This window comes from Pseudarthrobacter phenanthrenivorans (assembly GCF_036455295.1).
GTDB lineage: Bacteria > Actinomycetota > Actinomycetes > Actinomycetales > Micrococcaceae > Arthrobacter > Arthrobacter phenanthrenivorans_C.
The window spans coordinates 22644-41350 of record NZ_JAYXNX010000023.1; the positions used below are offsets into that span (position 1 = coordinate 22644).

The window sequence follows — 18707 nt, forward strand, 5'->3', positions numbered from 1 at the left end:
CCGTCTGCCTTCAACTGGACGCCGTAGCTGGAAAGGTAAGCCCGACTCCGCTTACACCCGGTGCTGAGGACCAGACATTCAAAAGGTGCTTAGACGCAGCCGTTACCACGTGTAAGGCACATGGAGCGCAGTTAGTCCTTCTTGTCGATGCCTTGGACGAGGATGCATGGCAAGAGGACTCGGAGAGCTTCGGCACAAGCATTGCTTCTTTGCTGCCTGTAGAACCCAGCGCGGGTTTATATATCATTGTAGCGAGCCGCTATAACCCCGAGTATCCGTCGGATCTACCGGAAAGACATCCGCTAAGAGTAGGCCATTCCAGGCACAACCTAAGATCGTCCCCTCACGCGGCTGAGGTACAGCGAAGAGCCTCCCACGAAGTACGACGGATATTGACGCGTGAGGCTCCGGACCGCCAGGCAATCATTCTCATAGCGGTGGGAGGCTCACTTTCCGTCGACGACATAATTGATATCGCCGGCCTAAATCGCGTAAAGCTTGAGAATACGCTAAAAAACTGCAGGATCATTCGGGCAGCAGATCGCCATTTTCCGGGAAGGTCCACGGACAGCGCATTTGCTTTTTCGCACAAGACCCTACCGGAGCTGACCAGAAGTCTTCTATCTAGACGAGAGATACTTCAGGCGATTGGGGCAATTCTAGAGGCCGGGATGCGGCATGCCCAAAATGCTTGGAGCGACGAAACGCCAACATTCTTCCTGTGGTCGTCCTATCCGGTCTTTTTAGCAAGTCTGGACGATCTGAACCCCCTCATAATCTGCGTGACCGACACTGCCAGACATAAGCAGTTGATGCGGTACCCCGGTGGATACTCACAAATCCGAGAAGAGCTCGATATTTCTGAGGTCGCATTATCCAAACGCACCCCGCAGTTGGAATTGTATCTCCGAATTTCGATAGCTAAAACTGCGACAAGACTAGCGTCGAAACATATTTCTCTCATAATACCGGAAGTATATTCGCGAATGGGCGACCATCAATCAGCTCTTAGCCTCATAGCTGCTATGCCTTATTCTTCGGAAAAAGAAGATCTAACGCTAAAGATCGTTCTCTCGCAGATTAAGTCCGATGATATAGCTCTAGCTACCGACACGGTATCCATGATTAGTAGCGCCGGAAAGCGCGCAATAGGACTGGCGGCCTTGGCTGAAGCGCAGCTTATCCATGGTCAGTACAATGCCGAAACGTTGCGCGATGCATTCAAATCAGCGGTAAGCGTCAAGGGGTCGCTCGACGCATCCTTGGCACTGCGTCAAGTAATAGCTGTCTATTCTATGAGAGGCGAAGTGCCTGCCACTGTCCTTGACGCCGCTTTAGATGCCGCGTGTACTAGCGGGTCAGGGGGTATCCAAGAACTTCTCGAATTGGCAAAGGCGTACTCTGGAGCCAGGATTCCCTCGACCAAACCGTTGCAGCGAGCATACGAGATCGCCCTTTCTATAGAAGGTCCGCTCACTCGTTTTGATGCTTTGTGCGATCTAGCCATGGCATATGCGCATGCCGCTCAGAACATTCCGCCAATTCTTGAGGCACTCACGTCATCCGTCTCATTGTTAGTGCCATCACGTGAGCTCCTGAAGAAAATTCTTGGCCTCGCCGAGGCGCTGGCGGCGGACGGCCTCAATGTACAGCAACTCCTGGACTGTGGGCGAGCAATTGCCCAGTCAAACGTTGATGCAAAGCTTCGCCTGTACTTCGAGTTGGATATTATAGAAGCGGAGTCAGTCTGCTATGGGAGGACGACTGTAGATCCTAGTGTCGTTAATCGATTTGCGCAAAAGTCGGAAGATCCAGCTCTAATCATGCACACTCTCGCGGTGCTGGCAAGGGTTGACTTTGATATACATCCTTTATTGCCAGCTTTGCCTGAGCTTATAACTCGAGAAATGACCTCGGAAGTTCGTTGCGCTTTGTGGGTCCAGCTGATCAAGTTAGCGGGGCCCAGGCACTACCTATCGAAGCAGGCGCTAGGGCAGTTGGATCTTCTAATGCGCTTTGGCGTCTCAAGTGCTTCTCTTGTAGAAATGGCGCGTGTTCAATACGAGTGCGACGAAGACCCTGAGATGTCCCTACGGATGGCAGAGAACCAAGTCCTTCGGAGTTACTCCTTGAATACGATTGAAAATCTTCTCGCTATCGGCAGCATTTGTGCGGAACTCGGTATTGACAGTCGGCCGCCGATGTTGAAAGCGTGGCAAGAGGCCAAGAGATGGGGATTCTCGAAGGATAAATTGTTGCTGGTGGCGCGAGCATTCGCTGCGGCCAAAATGGACGCTGAAGCTGTATTGCATGATGCTGCGGAAATAGCCCGTGACAATGCTGAGTCTCTGGCACGCATCGCATCCTGCCAGTTGGACCTAGCTTTGGACCCGACCGAGACCCTTCAGCGGGCCCTTAAGGTAGCTCGACCGCAGGCGATCCATAATGATGACTTAACTCTATATCGTCTGGTTTGTGTGGAAGCGGAAGTTTCACGTATCAGTGAAGCCACTAACATCGCTGGGCGCATTTCAGATCTCGAGCTTCAGATTCCGGCACTCAAGGCGATTCTAAGTGCATCAAATCAGCGTCATGAGGATTCGCAAGTGCTGGTTGAGCAACTAAGAATTGGCACCGGTCTGCGCTCCCTAACTCAGCGAGCAACATTAATGTCGAGTGTTGCTAGTACGTTGGCTGACAACCAGATGGACTCGGCTTGGGCCCTCTCCGAAGCGCAATTCGCAGCCTATACATCCCCGTTCGACGCCCGCTCTGAGTGCTTGACTGCCCTCGCCGCGGCCCAACTTCATTGTGGTAAAGATCCTACACGGGCTCTAGCTGATGCTCGTCGATTGGTTGCCGACCCTCGCTCGAGTAACCGCGCTCTGCGCCTCATAGAAATTAGTCGTGTGGAACTGTTGGCCGGACTAGACCCCGTTGCTACCCTCGATGAGGCATACAAGACTGCGATAAGCGACTCAGGATCAGCCGCTGTTCAGCTGTTGACAATTCTCTGTACCGCCATGGTAGCGGCTGGTATGAGCTCTACTGCCCAGTTCAGTAAGGCAAAGTCTAGGATCCTTGAGCTAGGTGGCTCGACAGGGCACGCAAAATGCCTCACCAAAATCTACTCGGAATATGTGCGGAGAAGGCTCACTGAACAGTCCCCGTTTCGGGGCGAGCAAAATTGCGTTCAGGCGTGCCAGGAAGCGACGGATGCCATTGTTGCCGTAGAAGATAAGTTGGAACGCATTTCGCTCTTGCTAGAGCTGTCCGTAGCAGTACGCGAGTCTAGTAAAGATGCCAAAATGTTACTAAAGCAAGCCCGGACGGTAGCTTCAGAATTAGAAGATGGAGATTCTCGTTTTAATGCGCTCATGTTGATCGCTGAACAGGAAATTGCCGCTGGAATGGATCCAGATTGGACTCTAACTCGCGCCGGGAACGAAGTTGCGGCTCACGCAAGCTTGATGAAGATCGCCCAATTGCGCGCGCGAACGGGAAGATTAGAAGAAGCTATGCAGGATGCTCGCGCCGTGCCGGACAAATCGCTGTGTGTGAAGGTCTGGTCCGAGGTTGCCAATGTCGCCTCTTCGGCACAAGCGTCGATCGCCAGAGAAGCGTTGACTCTAGCTCTTGCCGAAGGTTCTTGGGTGCCAGTCCTGGAACCTTTATGTAAGTGGGAACCAAGCGCTCTCGAGATTATCGAAAGCTCACTGCTGTCGACCGAAGCTGGGGAGTAGCAGCGCGGACACCATTCAAATGAAGAAGTGCGGTCGCTGAATCTAATTTCACTGCCTAGCAGATCGGAAGGCCCTAATAATTGGGGCGGCCAGAATATGTTCACTTGTGGCACCAGATTCCCGGCATCGTCAGCTGAGCGCGACCTAAGTGGTGCTGGCCGCAGACTGCGACTCGGCTGAACTTCTGGGCTCCGTCCTCGGCTTCCGCAACCTTGCCAATTACATCGCCCGATCGCAATCAACCGGATCGCGCTCACAGCGGCCTAATACCCCGAGTCAACAAAAGCCGGGGCAGTCCCAGCCGATTCTTCAAGCGAACGGAGCTGGCCGCCGTGTGACCGCTTCCACCTTTGGCCGGCTGAATCACGAAACTCGAGATCAACGCCCAACCCATGAGAGCCGTCGCGTCCGTCCCAAAGGGTCCAATCACTCTTGGACTTGATAAAGGCAAGTGAGCCAAACCGCTGTGATGAGACTTCCCACCTCCACTCGCCTTCGGGGTTATACGGGTTGCCTTTGACCTCAAATATTGCTTTATCGTCGTCGTTAACACCAGCGATCGCGGGAGACAGAGCCGTCCACTTGTCCTCCCAGATATTTAGTAACGGTTCTGTTTTTTCCTGAGGCTTCAAGTAAACATAGCAGCGGACATCGTAGACCGGCCCACCATTTCCGTTCCGGACATAAACTTTCGCCACGTGGTTATGCATGACCAGCCAAGCGGACACTTTGGCTGCCTCAGCCTTCCGCTCAGCCTCCTGTGCCATCTTCAGCTGAGCATCTGCGCTTTTTGCTTGACGGTGCGTGGCGCGCCAGGCGAACCCAGAAAACGCAGCCGCGCACACCGCCGCCACACCGACGGCAGCCGAGACCCAAAAGGACGCCCACGCGGCATCGGCTGAGGTTTGTGCTGCATCAGTTGAAATCCTTGTGGCTTCACTAGCCGTCAATAGCAGCAGCTGCAAAGTAAACATGCCTCCAACTACATCACATCACACGGCATGAATCGTACGACGAACCACTTCCAAACGAATTGAGCGGCGGTCGCTGGAGCCAAGATTCTCGCCAGGACGAAAGTCCTAGCAGCTAGTTCTACTCGCACTATCTGAATGCCGATAATGGCGACTCTGTAAGGCTGGGGGAGAGAGTGTTTAGGCAGTCATTTGAAGTCGCGGCAGACCGAGGAGTTCACTCTCTGGTGCGGGCAGCCCTCATGCCGGTCATGTTTTATCCCGTACCCTGTCGGGCCGGACAAGACCGAGGAGATAGGGTTCCGGACTGGGCCGGCGATCATGACGAAGTCCGCCCTGGCGTAAACAGTCCCGTAGCGTTCATTGGAGGGGATGCGGACAAGCAACATCCCGATGCACGCAAATGGCATGAACGAACCCAACGATGCCGCCACCGAGGGAGCCGGCCAGCAAGAGACTACATCACCCAGAACTTCATCTAGAAGCCCTGCCCCGATCTCCTTGCAGGGCCGGAATTCTTACCCACGCAGGCGCCGCTTAAAAAACTTATGCGCGGGGTTGTGGTGCGGGTGGCTCGGGTCGGCAAGTGCATCCATTGGCAGCGCACGGGCCGAGCCGCCAACGCCCAAGAAAGCGCTTTCGAGGATCGACCGCAGGAATGGTAGGCACTCTAGGTCCCTAGGGCGGCGACCGCACCTCTGCTAGTGTTTCGCTATGTCGGCTGGTGAGCTGAACCAAGACGGGCCTTTGGCCGTCCTCCACCAAGCCATGACGGAGGCTGTCAAGCAGCCGTCTATTCCCCGAGTTGTGGTGCTATATGGGGAGACCGGGCGTGGCAAGACTTACTGGGTTCAGCGGTTCTTCGACGACTTAGCGAGGAATAGTCCCGGATACTGGGCGCCGACTCTGACACCAACATGGCCCCCACAGTTGCAACGGACAGTGAACCGGGAGCGCAAGCAGGTGATCCCGGAGGTGGCTGATTTCGGCTCGGTACCCGCGTTCTTTTGGATTGGAGTCGGAGCCAGTCCGGTGGAGGGCGCTGTACAAGTTGAAATGGCCTCCAGTATTGCAGACCAATTGAAGACGCAAATTGGTGCCTTAGTAGAGTCAGCGCGGCGTCGGAAGGCTCTGGGCTGGGAGGCCCTAAAGTTGGCCATCGACGTGACCAGTATAGTGCTGCCGGCTGTCGGCGCGGTAGGGACTGTTAAATCGGCCGTGGAGCATTACGTTGAGTTTTCTAAGCTGGCGGCGCACCGGCCCGAACCACAACAAGCGAGACGTGAGGCCCTTCATGAATTATTCCGGCTTTCATCTCTGGAGCATTCTGCCCCTACGGTTGTAGTCCTCGATGACGCACCTGCCTTGACGGCCGAGTCTTTGTATTTACTTTCTGGGCTCGTCGCGAAAGGTCCTCCCCCGGAGTCGAACCTCGATGACCTGATGGGCGAAACCAAACTTATGAACCAATTCCTGCCACTCGCCGCCGAGAACCGGATTTCGTCTCCTTTGCTCTTTGTCTGCACGGCCTGGGAGCATCGCTTTCTAGGCCGCTTTGAGGATCCCTTTCTCACTTGGCTTCATGAAATGGAGGAGCTTCCGGTCGTAATCGATTGGGTTCCATGCGAGCAGTTCGAGATAGGCGAAGCAGCTTCGATACTGCAATCTGCTAAATGTGGAGTTGATTCGGAGCAGATCCGAAAAGTCATCAAACACATACAGACTTCCAGTCCGGAGGGTGAGCTAGTAAACCCGCTTGTCCTTACTAGCGTCATTGCGAAGATCAACGAGGAACGAGAGGGCTGGGGTTCAAGTTTCGAGTTGGATGATACCGCAATTGCTGCCCTGCCAAATGTCCCTGATCAGCACGTCAGGGACCGTCTCGAAATGGTCAAGGAAACGGCCGGCGTTGGCGCTCGTGCTTATAGTCTTTTTGCTATGCTCGCGCATTACTCGCAGCAAGTTCCTCTAAAGTTACTCGATATTTTGGCTGGATACGAGAACTTCAGCAACATGGAACGACTTAAGCAGTTGCTCACGGATCAATATCTCTGGGTATTAACGGAGTGGAATGCATCGAAGTCTATATTCCGGGTCAGTGAACTGGTGGAGCTTGACCCTGATGTTCATCGATATCTGCAAAGAGAAGACTTACCAAAAGTAATTAACGAGCTTCTAACGACGTGTTGTGCCGACTTGCTCGACTGGTGCATCAAGTTCGGCATGAGAAACAATAGATCGGCGGTTCCCGGAGGAAAGGCGGCCTTCTTCACCCTGGTTTCAGGTGCGAATCGAGTCCTCGCGAGGCGACTGCCCGACCGTCCTAGCGCCATAGCTGTAGCTCTAAGCCTGCTCCGCTGGAACGAGGAGCCACCTCCAGGTGCTTCAGTGCCTTCAAGGGGATACGGGTATGGTGTCGGTCTGCATTGGGACCTCTCAGATGATGACATTGCTAGGTCGATCAAACATTTTGGTGACTCTTGGATCTCTCCCCTTATTGCACAACGGCGGCTGAATGACCTCAGAGAAATTGAAAGCTGCTGTGAAGGAGCGATAGCTGAGCTGGCATCTGTCAATGAACGAATTTTCTTTCCTATTGCCCGTCGTATGCAACGCTTGGGTCACTTTGAGGATGCGGCTGAAATACTTGAGGAACTCGTTTGGGAACATCGGGATGCGGCTCCATTACTGGCCCAAATCTATCTCAGGCAGGGGCGGAAGGATCTCGCTCTCGAGACTTTGAGGCGACGTGCCAACGATTTCTCGCAGTGCGCTATCCAGCTCGCATCTTTGCTCGTCGAGAACGGTGAGCTGGATGAGGCCATACGCGTCCTGCAGCCATACCTGGAAACTGTCCACGAAGTTGGACCTCTGATGGCTCAAATAAACCTGAGAAGGGGTCGCAAGGATCTAGCTTTTGAAGTCCTTCAAGCTGCCGCTGGCCGCTGGCCGCACAGCGCTCTCCGGTTTGGGGCTCTGATCTTGGAGGATAACGGGCCAGCTGAGGCGGCCGTACCGGTGCTGGAGCCATACTTGCAAGTGGACCCGGGAGCTGCGCCATTGCTGGCTCAAATCTATCTCAGGCAGGGTCGGAAAGAACTAGCTAAACAGGTCCTTGGGCCAGCAGCTCGTCGCTTCTCGCTTGCCGCCAATCGGCTTGCTGCTCTGATTCTGGACGATGGGGGACCAGTAGAGGCAGCGATACCAGTGCTGGAACCATTCTTGCAAGTGGACCCGGAGTCCGCCCCGTTGCTGGCGCAAATCTACCTCAGGCAGGGTCGGAAGAATCTAGCTATAGAGGTCCTTCAGGCGGCAGCTGGCAGGTTCTCACTCGCCGCCGGTCGGCTTGCTGCTTTGCACTTCGAGGACGGCGAACCGGCGGAAGCCATGCGTGTCCTGCGCACCGCAACCGCAGCTTTTCCTGATGCCGCAGTCAGCCTGGCACGCGAACTCTTGCGACTCGGACAGCCGGACGAGGCCTGCGACGTATTGGAGCCGTATGTTGAAACGCTCGAAAATGCGGCCGGGTTATATGCCAATGTAAGGGTTGCTCAAGGGCAAGTTGACCTAGCGCTGGCGCGTCTGGAAACAATAGCGGCGAAGAATGCCGACGTATCCGTTATCTTGGCCAAGGCGCTCAGAAAGACGAATCCTCAGAAATCCATTGAATTGCTCACACCTTGGGCGCCGCAGCATGGTTTCGCGGCGGCCGAACTTGTTCGGGAACTGCTTCACACGGGTCAGACTGCAAAAGCCCGTGACTACTTGAGTGCCGCTCGTCCGATACTCCGTCGCGATGGCCTAGCTATAGCGATTAGCCTTTTGTCCGGCGATTTTTCTGAAGGAGCGAGACTCCTTAGCGCCGCAGAACGCGCACACCAAAAGAATAATCGGGTGTTTTTCGTATTGAATACGCTTATGGCCAACATGGCCGATTGTGGACGGCCTGACCTAATTCAGTGGATTCTAGAGGAATGTGACACCCCGAATAGTCAGCGTACCGCCGCAAGCTACGTTCTGACTTTTTGCTTCAACGAACAGAAACGCGCTGGTGGTGCGGATCCGGACGCTGTCGTGGCAACAATTTGGCCGCATCGTGATCAGTCTGCCAGTGCTTGCCGGGCTATCGAGCCGATCCTTTGGCGCTGGGTACAAGACCCTGAACTGGTGGAACCCCCGCTTAACTGCTTTAGTGCCCTCTCGCTTGTGCAAACATTCTTTTCCTTGTCGACCTCAGTCCCAGCGAGGCTTAAATTTGCCGTGCTTGAGCGATTGAAGGACTTCGCGCAGGGAACGCCGGAAATGTATGTTTTAGTGCGGGCTGCTGCGCCTCTATCGCCAGTGGCGGCGGAGGTATACGAAGATGTTTTAGCGCCCGCAAACCTAACGCTTGAGAATTCAGCTGGAGCATTTTTGGATGGAGATGATGTTTGAAGGCGCTCAGACTGCAGTCCGCGCCGGGACCCCTCCACCGCCATTTTGCCCCAAAGTCGCATCGCATCCCGAATCAATGATTCATTAAATCCATCATCGGCAGAAAACCGTCGGGCGGCGACATGCGACTGATCTTTTTGAGTCTAACTGTGATTCTGCGCGCGACAGCACGGCAGATGGGCGCAAAAGGTGGTCAAGCCCCGTGAATCCGCGGAATTCCGCTACGGGACGCCGCCCTGACCGCCCCTAGGAAGCGGGGCCGGATTGATTTATGACGGCGGCGTCGTCCCGGACCCGGCATCATCACCGCCGGGCATAACAACAAGACAGCCCGCACGGTCTCCTACCGCCAAGGCGACGTAATCGACGCACAGACACACAGCGACAGTGCTCAAGGCCATCATCGCCAACAACCGCGCTGGCGGTTGGCGCAAAATCAAAGCCAACTAAACTCCGGAGGCCTAACAGCTGCGCAATCGACGGCAGCACCCCACATCCGCACTCGTTGTCCCCAGATCCTGCACCCAGGCGTCTATTAGGCGGTGTCCAGTTACGCGCGGAGGCTCGTCGTGGCCGCGGATGAGGAGGAAACACAGGCAATGGCAATACCTACGGCGAGCCGGTTTTCACTCTCCCCCGCATGATTCAAACGCCTGTGAGGATTGGAGTGGCTGGTCTGGGATTGGCTGGCAGAGTAAGTGCAGGCCGTTCCACCCGGCGGTCGTGACTCATTAAACGCTTGGCCCCGGCTCCTGTCCGGGTGTCCTGTTATCGACATGTCCGTCTGCTGGGTTGGGCGGCCGGCACCTGCCCGGCCCACCTCGGTGACTTGATCAGAAGATTGTCCGCCTCCGCGCGGGGGCGTGGCTCGTCACAGTGCTGTTCCGAAGTGACCTCTACCCGGACTGGTACCGGCCCGTAACGGCCCTGACCATGTCCGCTAAATGAGGTAGGTGCCAGAACCGCTATGACAATCGTTGCGCATTCCCACCCGTTTGTCGTGGGTGTCGACACCCACGCCCGGAAGCACGTCTTCGCCATCATCGCCGTGCCCAGCGGTGAACGGATTGATAGCCGGGATTTCCCGGCGACGGGGGCCGGTATCAGTCGCGCCATTGCTTGGGTTGCCCGTCGCACCGAAGCGGATCTGGCCACCCTGTGGGTGATTGAGGGCGCGGCTTCTTATGGCGCAGTGCTGGCCGGCGCTGTCGCAGCTGCCGGCTACCAGGTCGCCGAGGCTGCGCGTATGGACGCGCTGCCGCGTCGTGGGGTTGGGAAGTCGGATCCCCTGGATGCGCACCGGATCGCTTCTGGCGTCCTTGCCTTGGAAGAGGACAAATTGCGTCGGCCACGGTTGAACGACGGGGTCCGTGCCGCGTTGCGGGTCCTAGTCACTGCACGTCAATCGATGACAACCGACCGGACAAGGACCGTGAACGCGTTGACCGCACTGCTCCGGACCAATGATTTGGGTTTGGATGCGCGCAGCTCGTTGACCGGAGGTCAGATACTGGAGGTGTCCCGGTGGCGCGCCCATGAAGAACCTCTTGCAGTGTCGGTCGCCCGCTCCGAAGCAATCAGGCTCGCCAAGCGCATCGGCGACCTTGACGCTGAAATCAAAGCAAACGGCTCCCGGATCACCGAACTGGTTCAGGTCAGCGAGGCCGCGCCCCTGCTGCAGGAAGCCGGCTTCGGACCAGTCACGGCAGCCATTTGCCTCACCGCTTGGTCGCATCAGGGCCGGGTACGTTCCGAGGCGGCATTCGCTTCCCTGGCCGGGGTCAACCCCATTCCGGCTTCATCGGGGAATACCATCCGCCATAGGCTCAACCGCGGCGGCGACAGGACTCTGAACAAAGCCCTTCACATGGTCGCTCTGACCAGGATGGCGTTCGATCCGGAAACCATCGCATATGCAGCAAAACGGCAGGCGGAAGGGCGAACCAAGAAAGAGATCAGACGGTGCGTGAAACGCTACCTCGCCCGACGGATCTACCGCACACTCAATGCCAACAGCCTCATGCCATCGCTCCGTTGACAACCATAGAAGAGTCGATAATGGACGTCCCGTCAACCTAGGGAGAAATCGCAGCCACGGCGCCCATGGCGCCAAGCCGGGCCTCGGCGTGCGCCAGCAGCATGGGAGACGCAGCCACCAAAACGTCGACACTGCGTTCCAGAGCCGCTACCTGCACCCGCGCACGCGGGAAGTCACGGGCCGCGACAAGTGGCAGGATACGCGCGCAGTGCTCCGCGATTTCCGTTGCCCCTGCCATGGACGAAGCAGTCTGCAGGCTCAGTACGGAATCAACGGATGCCGCGGGCTCCTCGGCAGCCAGAGCGGCAAGGAGCCGGGACAGTCGAACCGGTTGCAAACTGAAGAAGTCGCTGAGAAATCGAAGGGCCAGAGCAGGGCCGCCAGTATCGTCGGCGATGTCCCACAGGCTCTGCAAGTCGAGAATCGGGTTGTCGCCACAGGCGGCCGCCGCACAACGGCCCGGTTCAGCCCCCGCTGTTTCCAGCGTCTCCGCGACCCCAAGTCGTTGTTCACCATATATGTTGACGGTGGTTTCCAAACGGATCCTCATGAATCATGAGCGCGCGGAACCGACGACAGCCTAAGGACCAGGCGCTCTGCTTGACCTGACCCGTGACACTCTCCCAGATGAGGATCAAGCGGGTGCTTGCCCCCAATCAAGATTCCCTCAAGATCAATAGCCAGCAATACTGGGGCGGGCTCCACTGCCGCCGGCGAAGCCGGCGCTGCCTCTCCCGGTAACTTTGACGACTACCTCCCAAGCATTTTAAAGATCCGACAGTTGATAGATGTCAATGTGCTGGCCAGGGCAGATGAGGTCCTTCCCAGTTGTTCAGGAAAGGTTGTGAATTGCCCCGGCCCACCGCGGACCGGAGACGGGTCGGCGGACCGCCCGCGCGCGGGTGTGGAAGTCAATCTTGGGGACCTTCAGTGAGTCCGCGGCAGGCGCGGCCGAGTCATCGTGGGCCCGACGATCAATTTCATTAAGGGTCGTGCAGGAGTCGGTGATCAGGCCCATTCCTGCATATTCGCGAACGGCAGCGATACCTGCCACGGCCTCAGTTTTGGTGTCAAAGGGTTTGGATACTGCCATCACGGTGCCGTCCGGGGCTGTCAGCCGGAACCTGAAGGATGATTTTGCGTCCACAAACAGTTCGAACATTCCTGCCATTGCGATCCTTTCGGTATGCGGGATCTCCGAGGCTGCGTCATTGCCGCCACTACGCGTCGGCATCGTTGCCTGCGCTTTATAGAGGTATCCCGCTCCAAATTTCCATCAATTCAGCATGCGTTCCCCGAGTCTTTCGCAGGGACAGCTGCCGGCGCAAGGCTTCACTTGTCATCCAGTGGAAGTGATCCCGTGCTCTCGGTCCCGTCCGGGCGAACTGTCCCGCGGAGTACGCAAGGGGCCCTGATCGTTCCATGGTCAGCAACAGACGTGTCCTCCCTCCCTCGTGGTCAGTCAAGGCTGACGCGTGGAGGTGGAACGGATAACAATCCTCCCTGGCCAGGAGCGCTCGCAATCCGGCCTCCCCTGGGAAGCAACCGCACTGTGCCTGGGCATAAGCTACAGGTTTCAAGAAAACCTAGGTGACAGCCGCTCGTCATAGGATTTCGGCGTCGTTCTGATAGGGGACCCACCGCTGGGTATAGGGGCAGGAGTGCAACTTGGGGAACCGTGAGCGGTCCAAAAATTCGTAAGGATATAAGCGACGACGGAGCGCCGAACGAAGTTTTGGACTGCGAGCGGCGCGAAGCGCCCTGGTTGCACGGAGGGCCCGCCCAGCGACGATGGACTATCCGAATGACAAGCAACGGCCATTCTTCGGCTGGCTCATGGTCACGTGACGGCATGGCGGCGCGCTAGGAATGAGCCCGACAGCATTTCTGAGGACGGTATCGCAAGCGGATGGCGCCAAGCCCGACGAGAGGCTCTTCGTGGAGAAGGACTCCAGCTTCGCCGGGGGCGCCGCTGCCTCTGCCCGAGCACGGCAGTCGGCGATAGTCGAGCACGATGCCACCGACTCACCATTAACTCACCATAATCAACGACAAACGACCACTATTCACCGCCTGTCGTAAGCTGCAAAAACCGCTAGATTCCGGGGTTTTTGGACTACTTTCGCACTCGTATTAGCCAGTCGGATCGAAAGCGGGGGTCGTCGGTTCGAATCCGACAGGGGGCTCCATTTCACCTCCGGGTCTAAGCTGGATCCATCCGAATAATCAGCGTGCTGACTAAAGGAGGATGGGTGCCATGCCCAAGACCGGCAAGAACCACCATGCCCGCAAGGACGAAATTCCCTCGACCCTGCAGCGTTCTGACCAGAAGGCGCAGGATACGTTCGCCAAGACCTACGACTCCGCCCTGGAGTCCTACGGCCAGGACGAACAACGGGCCGCCCGCGCGGCGTACGCTTCCCTGAAGCACAGCTACGAGAAGGTGGGCGACCACTGGGAACCCAAGGAACAACGCGGCCCGTCTGACAAGCGCGCAGAGCAGGGAGTCCGCTCGTCAGAACCCACCGCCGGCGGCGTCGATGCCAACGCCTCCAAGGAACACCTCTACAAGCTGGCCAAGGAACTGGACGTCAAGGGCCGGTCCAGGATGGACAAGGAACAACTGGTCCAGGCATTGCAAAAGGCCAACGACGCCGCCACCCGCAAAGCCCGCAGTAAATAGCCTCCGCTCTTGCCGTCCCGTCCGCCAAGGTGTCGAATCAGAGGACACGTCCGGTCCGGTCGGCAACGATGCCAGGAGGTTCCAATGTCGGTGAAGAGCACCAGGGAGTCAGCGCGGGCGGCCGGCAGGAACGGGCCTGATTCCAAGCGGGCGGACCAGGCTGGCGCCATCGCGGCGCAGGACCCGGCGCGGATTCGGAACGTGGCCCTGGTGGGGCACTCCGGCGCCGGGAAGACGATGCTGATCGAGGCCCTGCTCGCCGCCAACGGCATGATCACCCGCAAAGGTTCCATCGCGGACGGCACCACGGTCAGCGACTCCGACCCCGCTGCCGTGCACCAGCAACGCTCCGTCACGGTGTCCCTGGTGCCGCTCATGGTGGATGACACCAAGGTGAACCTCCTGGATACGCCGGGCTATCCCGATTTCATCGGTGAGCTCCGCGCGGGACTCCGGGCCTCCGACGGGGCACTTTTCGTCGTGTCCGCCGTCGAGGGGATCGACGCCACCACCACCGCGCTCTGGGGCGAGTGCGGGCACATGAGACTGCCACGCGCCGTCGTCATCACCCGGCTGGACCATCCGCGGGCAAACTACGACGCCGCCCTGGCCGCCTGCCGGAAAGCATTCGGCGACGGCGTGCTGCCGCTGTGCGTCCCGGTGCGGACCGGGGGTGAGGTCACCGGCCTGCTGGGCCTGCTGTCGCAGGAAGTCAGCGAGTACTCCCCGGGGGAGGGGACACCCGGGATCCGGCCAGCAGCGCCGGACGAGCTTACGGACGCGGAGACTGCCAGGGGTGCCCTGATCGAGGGGATTATCGCCGAAAGCGAAGACGAGACGCTGATGGACCGCTACCTCGAAGGCGGGGACATCGACACCGAAGCGCTGGAAACCGACCTGGAAACCGCCGTCGCCCGCGGGTCCTTCTTTCCGGTGCTGCCCACGTCCGCCGTCACCGGGCTGGGCACCGCGGAACTGCTGGACCTGCTGGTGCGGGCCTTCCCGGCACCCGTTGAACGAGGACTCCCCGACATCACGGACCTTGCGGGGGAGCCGGGCGGGTCCCTGGAATGTGATCCGTCCGGTCCCCTCGCCGCCGAAGTGGTCCGCACCTCCAATGATCCGTTCCTGGGCCGCATCTGCCTGGTGCGGGTCTTCTCCGGGACGCTGAGCGAGGATTCGCCCGTCCACGTCGGCGGCCACGGCCTGGCTGACCGCGGCCACCAGGACCATGACACCGATGAGCGCATCACGCATCTTTACTCGCCACTGGGCGCCACCCTGCGGCCTGTCCCCTTCTGTGTAGCGGGGGACATGTGTGCCCTGGCAAAGCTGGGCAGCGCCGAAACCGGCGACACCATCTCAGCCCGGGAGAACCCGCTGCTGCTGGCCACCTGGGAAATGCCGGAGCCGCTGCTGCCTGTTGCAGTGGAAGCCGATTCCCGCAGCGACGAGGACGCCCTGGCCCGCAGCCTTGGCCGCATCGCGGCAGGGGACCCCACGCTGCGGGTGGACAGGAACGCGGAGACGCACCAGCTGGTGCTGTGGTGCATGGGCGAGGCGCATGCCGAGGTGGTCCTGGACCGGCTGCGGGAACAGGGAGTGAAACTGCATACCGTGGAGGTAGTGACCCCGTTGCGGGAAACTTTTGCGGCTCCCGCCTCCGGCCATGGCCGGCACGTCAAACAATCCGGTGGCCACGGCCAATACGCGGTGTGCGATATCGAAGTGGAACCGATGGAGCGGGGCGGCGGGTTCGAGTTCGTGGACAAGACCGTGGGCGGAGTCATCCCCGGCACCTTCATCCCGTCCATCGAAAAGGGGATCCGCGCACAAATGGAGAAGGGCGTTTCCGCGGGTTTCCCCGTGGTGGACCTGCGCGTGACCCTGGTGGGCGGCAAGGCGCACAGCGTTGATTCCTCCGATGCGGCATTCCAGGCTGCCGGGGCGCTGGCGCTCAGGGAGGCCGCAGCAGCCGGGAAGATCCAGCTGCTGGAGCCGGTGTCGTCAGTGTCCATCACGGTTTCCGACGAACACGTGGGGACGGTGATGAGCGACCTGTCCGGCCGGCGCGGGCGCCTGACAGGCACCACCTCCTCAGGCCAGGGGCTGACGGAGATCAGCGCTGAGGTTCCGGACCAGGAACTCCTGCGGTATGCGGTGGAACTGCGCGCCCTGACGGCCGGCACAGGGCGGTTCCGGCGGCAGTACCTGCGCCATGACCCCGTCCCCTCCAACCACACTCCGTCCTGACGCCGCCAGGCGGGAACCGCCAAAGAGCACACCGTGAACGCCGCGGCGCGAAAGATCCAGACCACCTACCTGATACTGACGCTGGGAAACACCCTTGCGGCCTCGTTCATCTGGGGGATCAACACGCTGTTCCTCCTCGACGCCGGGCTGAACAACCTTGAGGCGTTCGCCGCGAACGCCTTCTTCACCGCAGGGATGGTGCTCTTCGAGGTGCCCACGGGCGTCGTGGCGGACAGCTGGGGCCGGCGCGTGTCGTTCCTATTGGGCACCGTCACCCTGGCGGGGTCCACGTACCTCTATTACCTGCTGTGGCAATTGTCTGCGCCGTTCTGGTGGTGGGCTGCGGTGTCCGCACTCCTGGGCCTGGGCTTCACCTTCTTCTCCGGGGCCGTGGAGGCATGGCTGGTGGATGCGCTGCACTTTTCCGGTTACGACGGCGGCCTGGAAGCGGTCCTTGGACGCGGCCAGATAGTGTCCGGCATCGCCATGCTGGCCGGGTCGGTGGCGGGGGGCGTGATAGCCGAGGCAACCAACCTCGGGGTGCCCTTCCTGCTGCGCGTCGCGGTGCTCGTGGCAATGTTCGTGGTGGCCTTCGTGCTCATGCACGACGTCGGCTTCACACCTGAGCGCTCGGCCCACCCCCTGCAGGCCACCCGGGCAGTCCTGAAGGCATCGGTGGACGGCGGACTGGGGAACCCGCCGGTACGGTTCATGATGCTGGCCGCCCCGTTCACCGAGGGGGTGGGATTCTATGTCTTCTATGCCCTGCAGCCGTATCTCCTGCAGCTCTTCGGCGATCCCAGGGCCTACGCCATCGCGGGGCTGGCAGCGGCCATCGTTGCCGGAGCGGAGATCCTGGGCGGCTGGCTGGCGCCTGTGGTCCGGAAGCAGGTCCGCCGCCGGACCACGGTCCTGATCGCGTCCACGGTCACCAGCTCGGTGGTCCTGATGGTGCTCCCGGCCACCCACAGCTTTTGGCTGGCCCTGGTACTGCTGGCTGTGTGGGCAGTGGTGGCCTCCGCGGGCACGCCCGTGCGGCAGGCCTACCTGAACGACATGATTGCCTCAAAACAGCGGGCAACCGTCCTGAGCTTCGCATCGCTCATGGGCTCAAGCGGCGGAGTGGTGGTGCAGCCCCTGCTCGGCCGGGCGGCAGATATCTCTGGGTACCCCGCATCACTGGCTATTGGCGGCGTGGTCCAGCTGCTGGCCGCACCCTTCATCATGTTGAGCCGGCGCCGGCGCTCGCCGGCGGACGCCGCCACCGGGCTGGCCGCCGCTCCCTGAAGAGCGGCGGCCGAGGATTCTACTTAACGCCGGCTTCCACTGTTTCGCTTGCCGCCGGCGCCGGCTTCTCCTGCGCGGGCGGGGTGGTCTTGAGCTTGAAGCGTTTTGTGATGTCGCCACCGCCGGCGCTGCGGTTCTTGTTGAAAATGTCGAATCCGACGGCGACAAGGAGCACCAGGCCCTTGATGAGCTGCTGGTAATCCGTGCCGAGGCCCAGAATGGACATGCCGTTGTTCAGCACACCCATGATGAGGCCACCGATCATTGCGCCGGCAACGGTTCCGATGCCGCCCGTGACGGCCGCGCCGCCAATGAACGCTGCCGCGATGGAATCGAGTTCGAAGCCCGTTCCACCGGCGGGCTGTGCGGAGTTGAGGCGTGCCGTGAATACGAGACCCGCCAGGGCCGACAGGACGCCCATGTTCACGAAGAGCCGGAAGGTGACGGCCTTGGTCTTGATGCCCGACAGCTCAGCGGCGTGCAGGTTGCCGCCGATGGCGTAGGTGTGCCGGCCGAAGACGCTGTTGTTCATGAGCGCGGTGTACGCGATCACCAGTGCGGCCAGGACCACCAGGACAATCGGGGTGCCCCGGTAGGAGGCGAGCAGGAACGTGATGATGAGCATCAGCAGCGCAGTGAAGGCGGTCTTGATGACAAACCAGACCAGGGGCTCGCTCTCGAGGTCGAACTTCCTGCGGATCCGGCGTTCCTTGAGGGCCTGGATCAGCAGGGCTGCCGTGGCGCCGATGCCCAGGATGACGGTGAGCCACTCCAGCACGGAGGTTCCGCCGGTGAGGTCCGGGAGGAACCCGCCGCCAAGGGCGCGGAGTTCGGCGGGGAACGGGGTGATCTGCTGGTTCTTCAGCGTGATGAGCGTCAGCCCGCGGAAGATCAGCATGCCCGCCAGGGTGACGATGAAGGCAGGGATGCCCACATAGGCGATCCAGTAGCCCTGCCAGGCGCCCACCAGCGCGCCGACCAGCAGGCAGGCGGGGATCGCCGCCCACCAGGGCCAGCCCCAGTGCACGATCATGACACCGGCGACGGCGCCAATGAAGCCGGCCACCGAACCAACGGAAAGGTCGATGTGCCCGGCGATGATCACCATGACCATGCCGATGGCCAGGATAAGGATGTAGCTGTTCTGGACCACCAGGTTGGTGACGTTCTGCGGTTCCAGGAGGATGCCGCCGGTCAGTCCCTGGAACAGCAGGACGATCAGGATCAGGGCAACGAAAATGCCCACCTGGCGCAGGCGGCTTGTGAGGAATCCGAGCGATTCTCGTAGGGCGGACATG

At 59.5% G+C, this 18707-nt stretch carries 10 protein-coding genes; 6 read left to right on the top strand and 4 right to left on the bottom strand.

Annotated elements, in window-relative coordinates:
• Nucleotides 1-437 precede the first annotated feature (437 nt).
• Nucleotides 438-3743, top strand: a complete 3306-nt coding sequence (locus tag VXJ37_RS19750; protein WP_331324708.1) for a hypothetical protein — start codon at nucleotides 438-440, stop codon at nucleotides 3741-3743.
• A 263-nt stretch (nucleotides 3744-4006) separates the two neighbouring features.
• Here VXJ37_RS19750 and VXJ37_RS19755 read toward each other — a convergent pair whose 3' ends face one another.
• Nucleotides 4007-4717, bottom strand: coding sequence for a hypothetical protein (locus tag VXJ37_RS19755; protein ID WP_331324709.1), 711 nt, complete (start codon nucleotides 4715-4717; stop codon nucleotides 4007-4009).
• Nucleotides 4718-5482: 765 nt separating this feature from the next.
• On the opposite strand from VXJ37_RS19755, the gene VXJ37_RS19760 reads away from it, so the two are divergent.
• Both VXJ37_RS19760 and VXJ37_RS19765 read left to right on the top strand, forming a co-directional pair.
• A complete protein-coding gene (locus VXJ37_RS19760; protein ID WP_440589836.1) occupies nucleotides 5483-9148 on the top strand; it encodes a tetratricopeptide repeat protein in 3666 nt (1221 codons plus the stop codon).
• A 967-nt stretch (nucleotides 9149-10115) separates the two neighbouring features.
• Complete coding sequence (locus VXJ37_RS19765) at nucleotides 10116-11186, top strand: IS110 family transposase (RefSeq protein WP_331324711.1); 1071 nt, start codon at nucleotides 10116-10118, stop codon at nucleotides 11184-11186.
• 37 nt (nucleotides 11187-11223) lie between these two features.
• On the opposite strand, the gene VXJ37_RS19770 is transcribed toward VXJ37_RS19765, so the two are convergent.
• Entirely contained in the window at nucleotides 11224-11724 is a 501-nt protein-coding gene (locus VXJ37_RS19770; RefSeq protein ID WP_331324712.1) for an Hpt domain-containing protein, read from the bottom strand.
• A 294-nt stretch (nucleotides 11725-12018) separates the two neighbouring features.
• Nucleotides 12019-12357 carry a YegP family protein gene (locus tag VXJ37_RS19775; protein WP_331324713.1) on the bottom strand — a complete coding sequence of 113 codons (339 nt, stop codon included), beginning with the start codon at nucleotides 12355-12357 and terminating at the stop codon, nucleotides 12019-12021.
• A 1086-nt stretch (nucleotides 12358-13443) separates the two neighbouring features.
• On the opposite strand from VXJ37_RS19775, the gene VXJ37_RS19780 reads away from it, so the two are divergent.
• From VXJ37_RS19780 to VXJ37_RS19790, 3 genes are all read left to right on the top strand, one after another.
• Nucleotides 13444-13869 carry a ChaB family protein gene (locus VXJ37_RS19780; protein ID WP_331324714.1) on the top strand — a complete coding sequence of 142 codons (426 nt, stop codon included), beginning with the start codon at nucleotides 13444-13446 and terminating at the stop codon, nucleotides 13867-13869.
• Between the two features lie 84 nt (nucleotides 13870-13953).
• Nucleotides 13954-16122 carry an elongation factor G-like protein EF-G2 gene (locus VXJ37_RS19785; RefSeq protein WP_331324715.1) on the top strand — a complete coding sequence of 723 codons (2169 nt, stop codon included), beginning with the start codon at nucleotides 13954-13956 and terminating at the stop codon, nucleotides 16120-16122.
• A 33-nt stretch (nucleotides 16123-16155) separates the two neighbouring features.
• Nucleotides 16156-17409, top strand: coding sequence for an MFS transporter (locus tag VXJ37_RS19790; RefSeq protein WP_331324716.1), 1254 nt, complete (start codon nucleotides 16156-16158; stop codon nucleotides 17407-17409).
• A 19-nt stretch (nucleotides 17410-17428) separates the two neighbouring features.
• On the opposite strand, the gene mmsB is transcribed toward VXJ37_RS19790, so the two are convergent.
• Complete coding sequence (mmsB, locus tag VXJ37_RS19795; protein ID WP_331324717.1) at nucleotides 17429-18706, bottom strand: multiple monosaccharide ABC transporter permease; 1278 nt, start codon at nucleotides 18704-18706, stop codon at nucleotides 17429-17431.
• Between the last annotated feature and the right edge of the window lies 1 nt (nucleotide 18707).

Coding starts and splice junctions, on each gene's coding strand:
- VXJ37_RS19760 (WP_440589836.1), top strand. CDS start 5,483: ATGACGGAGGCTGTCAAGCAGCCGTCTATTCCCCGAGTTGTGGTGCTA.
- VXJ37_RS19785 (WP_331324715.1), top strand. CDS start 13,954: ATGTCGGTGAAGAGCACCAGGGAGTCAGCGCGGGCGGCCGGCAGGAAC.
- VXJ37_RS19765 (WP_331324711.1), top strand. CDS start 10,116: ATGACAATCGTTGCGCATTCCCACCCGTTTGTCGTGGGTGTCGACACC.
- VXJ37_RS19780 (WP_331324714.1), top strand. CDS start 13,444: ATGCCCAAGACCGGCAAGAACCACCATGCCCGCAAGGACGAAATTCCC.
- VXJ37_RS19755 (WP_331324709.1), bottom strand. CDS start 4,717: ATGTTTACTTTGCAGCTGCTGCTATTGACGGCTAGTGAAGCCACAAGG.
- VXJ37_RS19775 (WP_331324713.1), bottom strand. CDS start 12,357: ATGGCAGGAATGTTCGAACTGTTTGTGGACGCAAAATCATCCTTCAGG.
- mmsB (WP_331324717.1), bottom strand. CDS start 18,706: ATGTCCGCCCTACGAGAATCGCTCGGATTCCTCACAAGCCGCCTGCGC.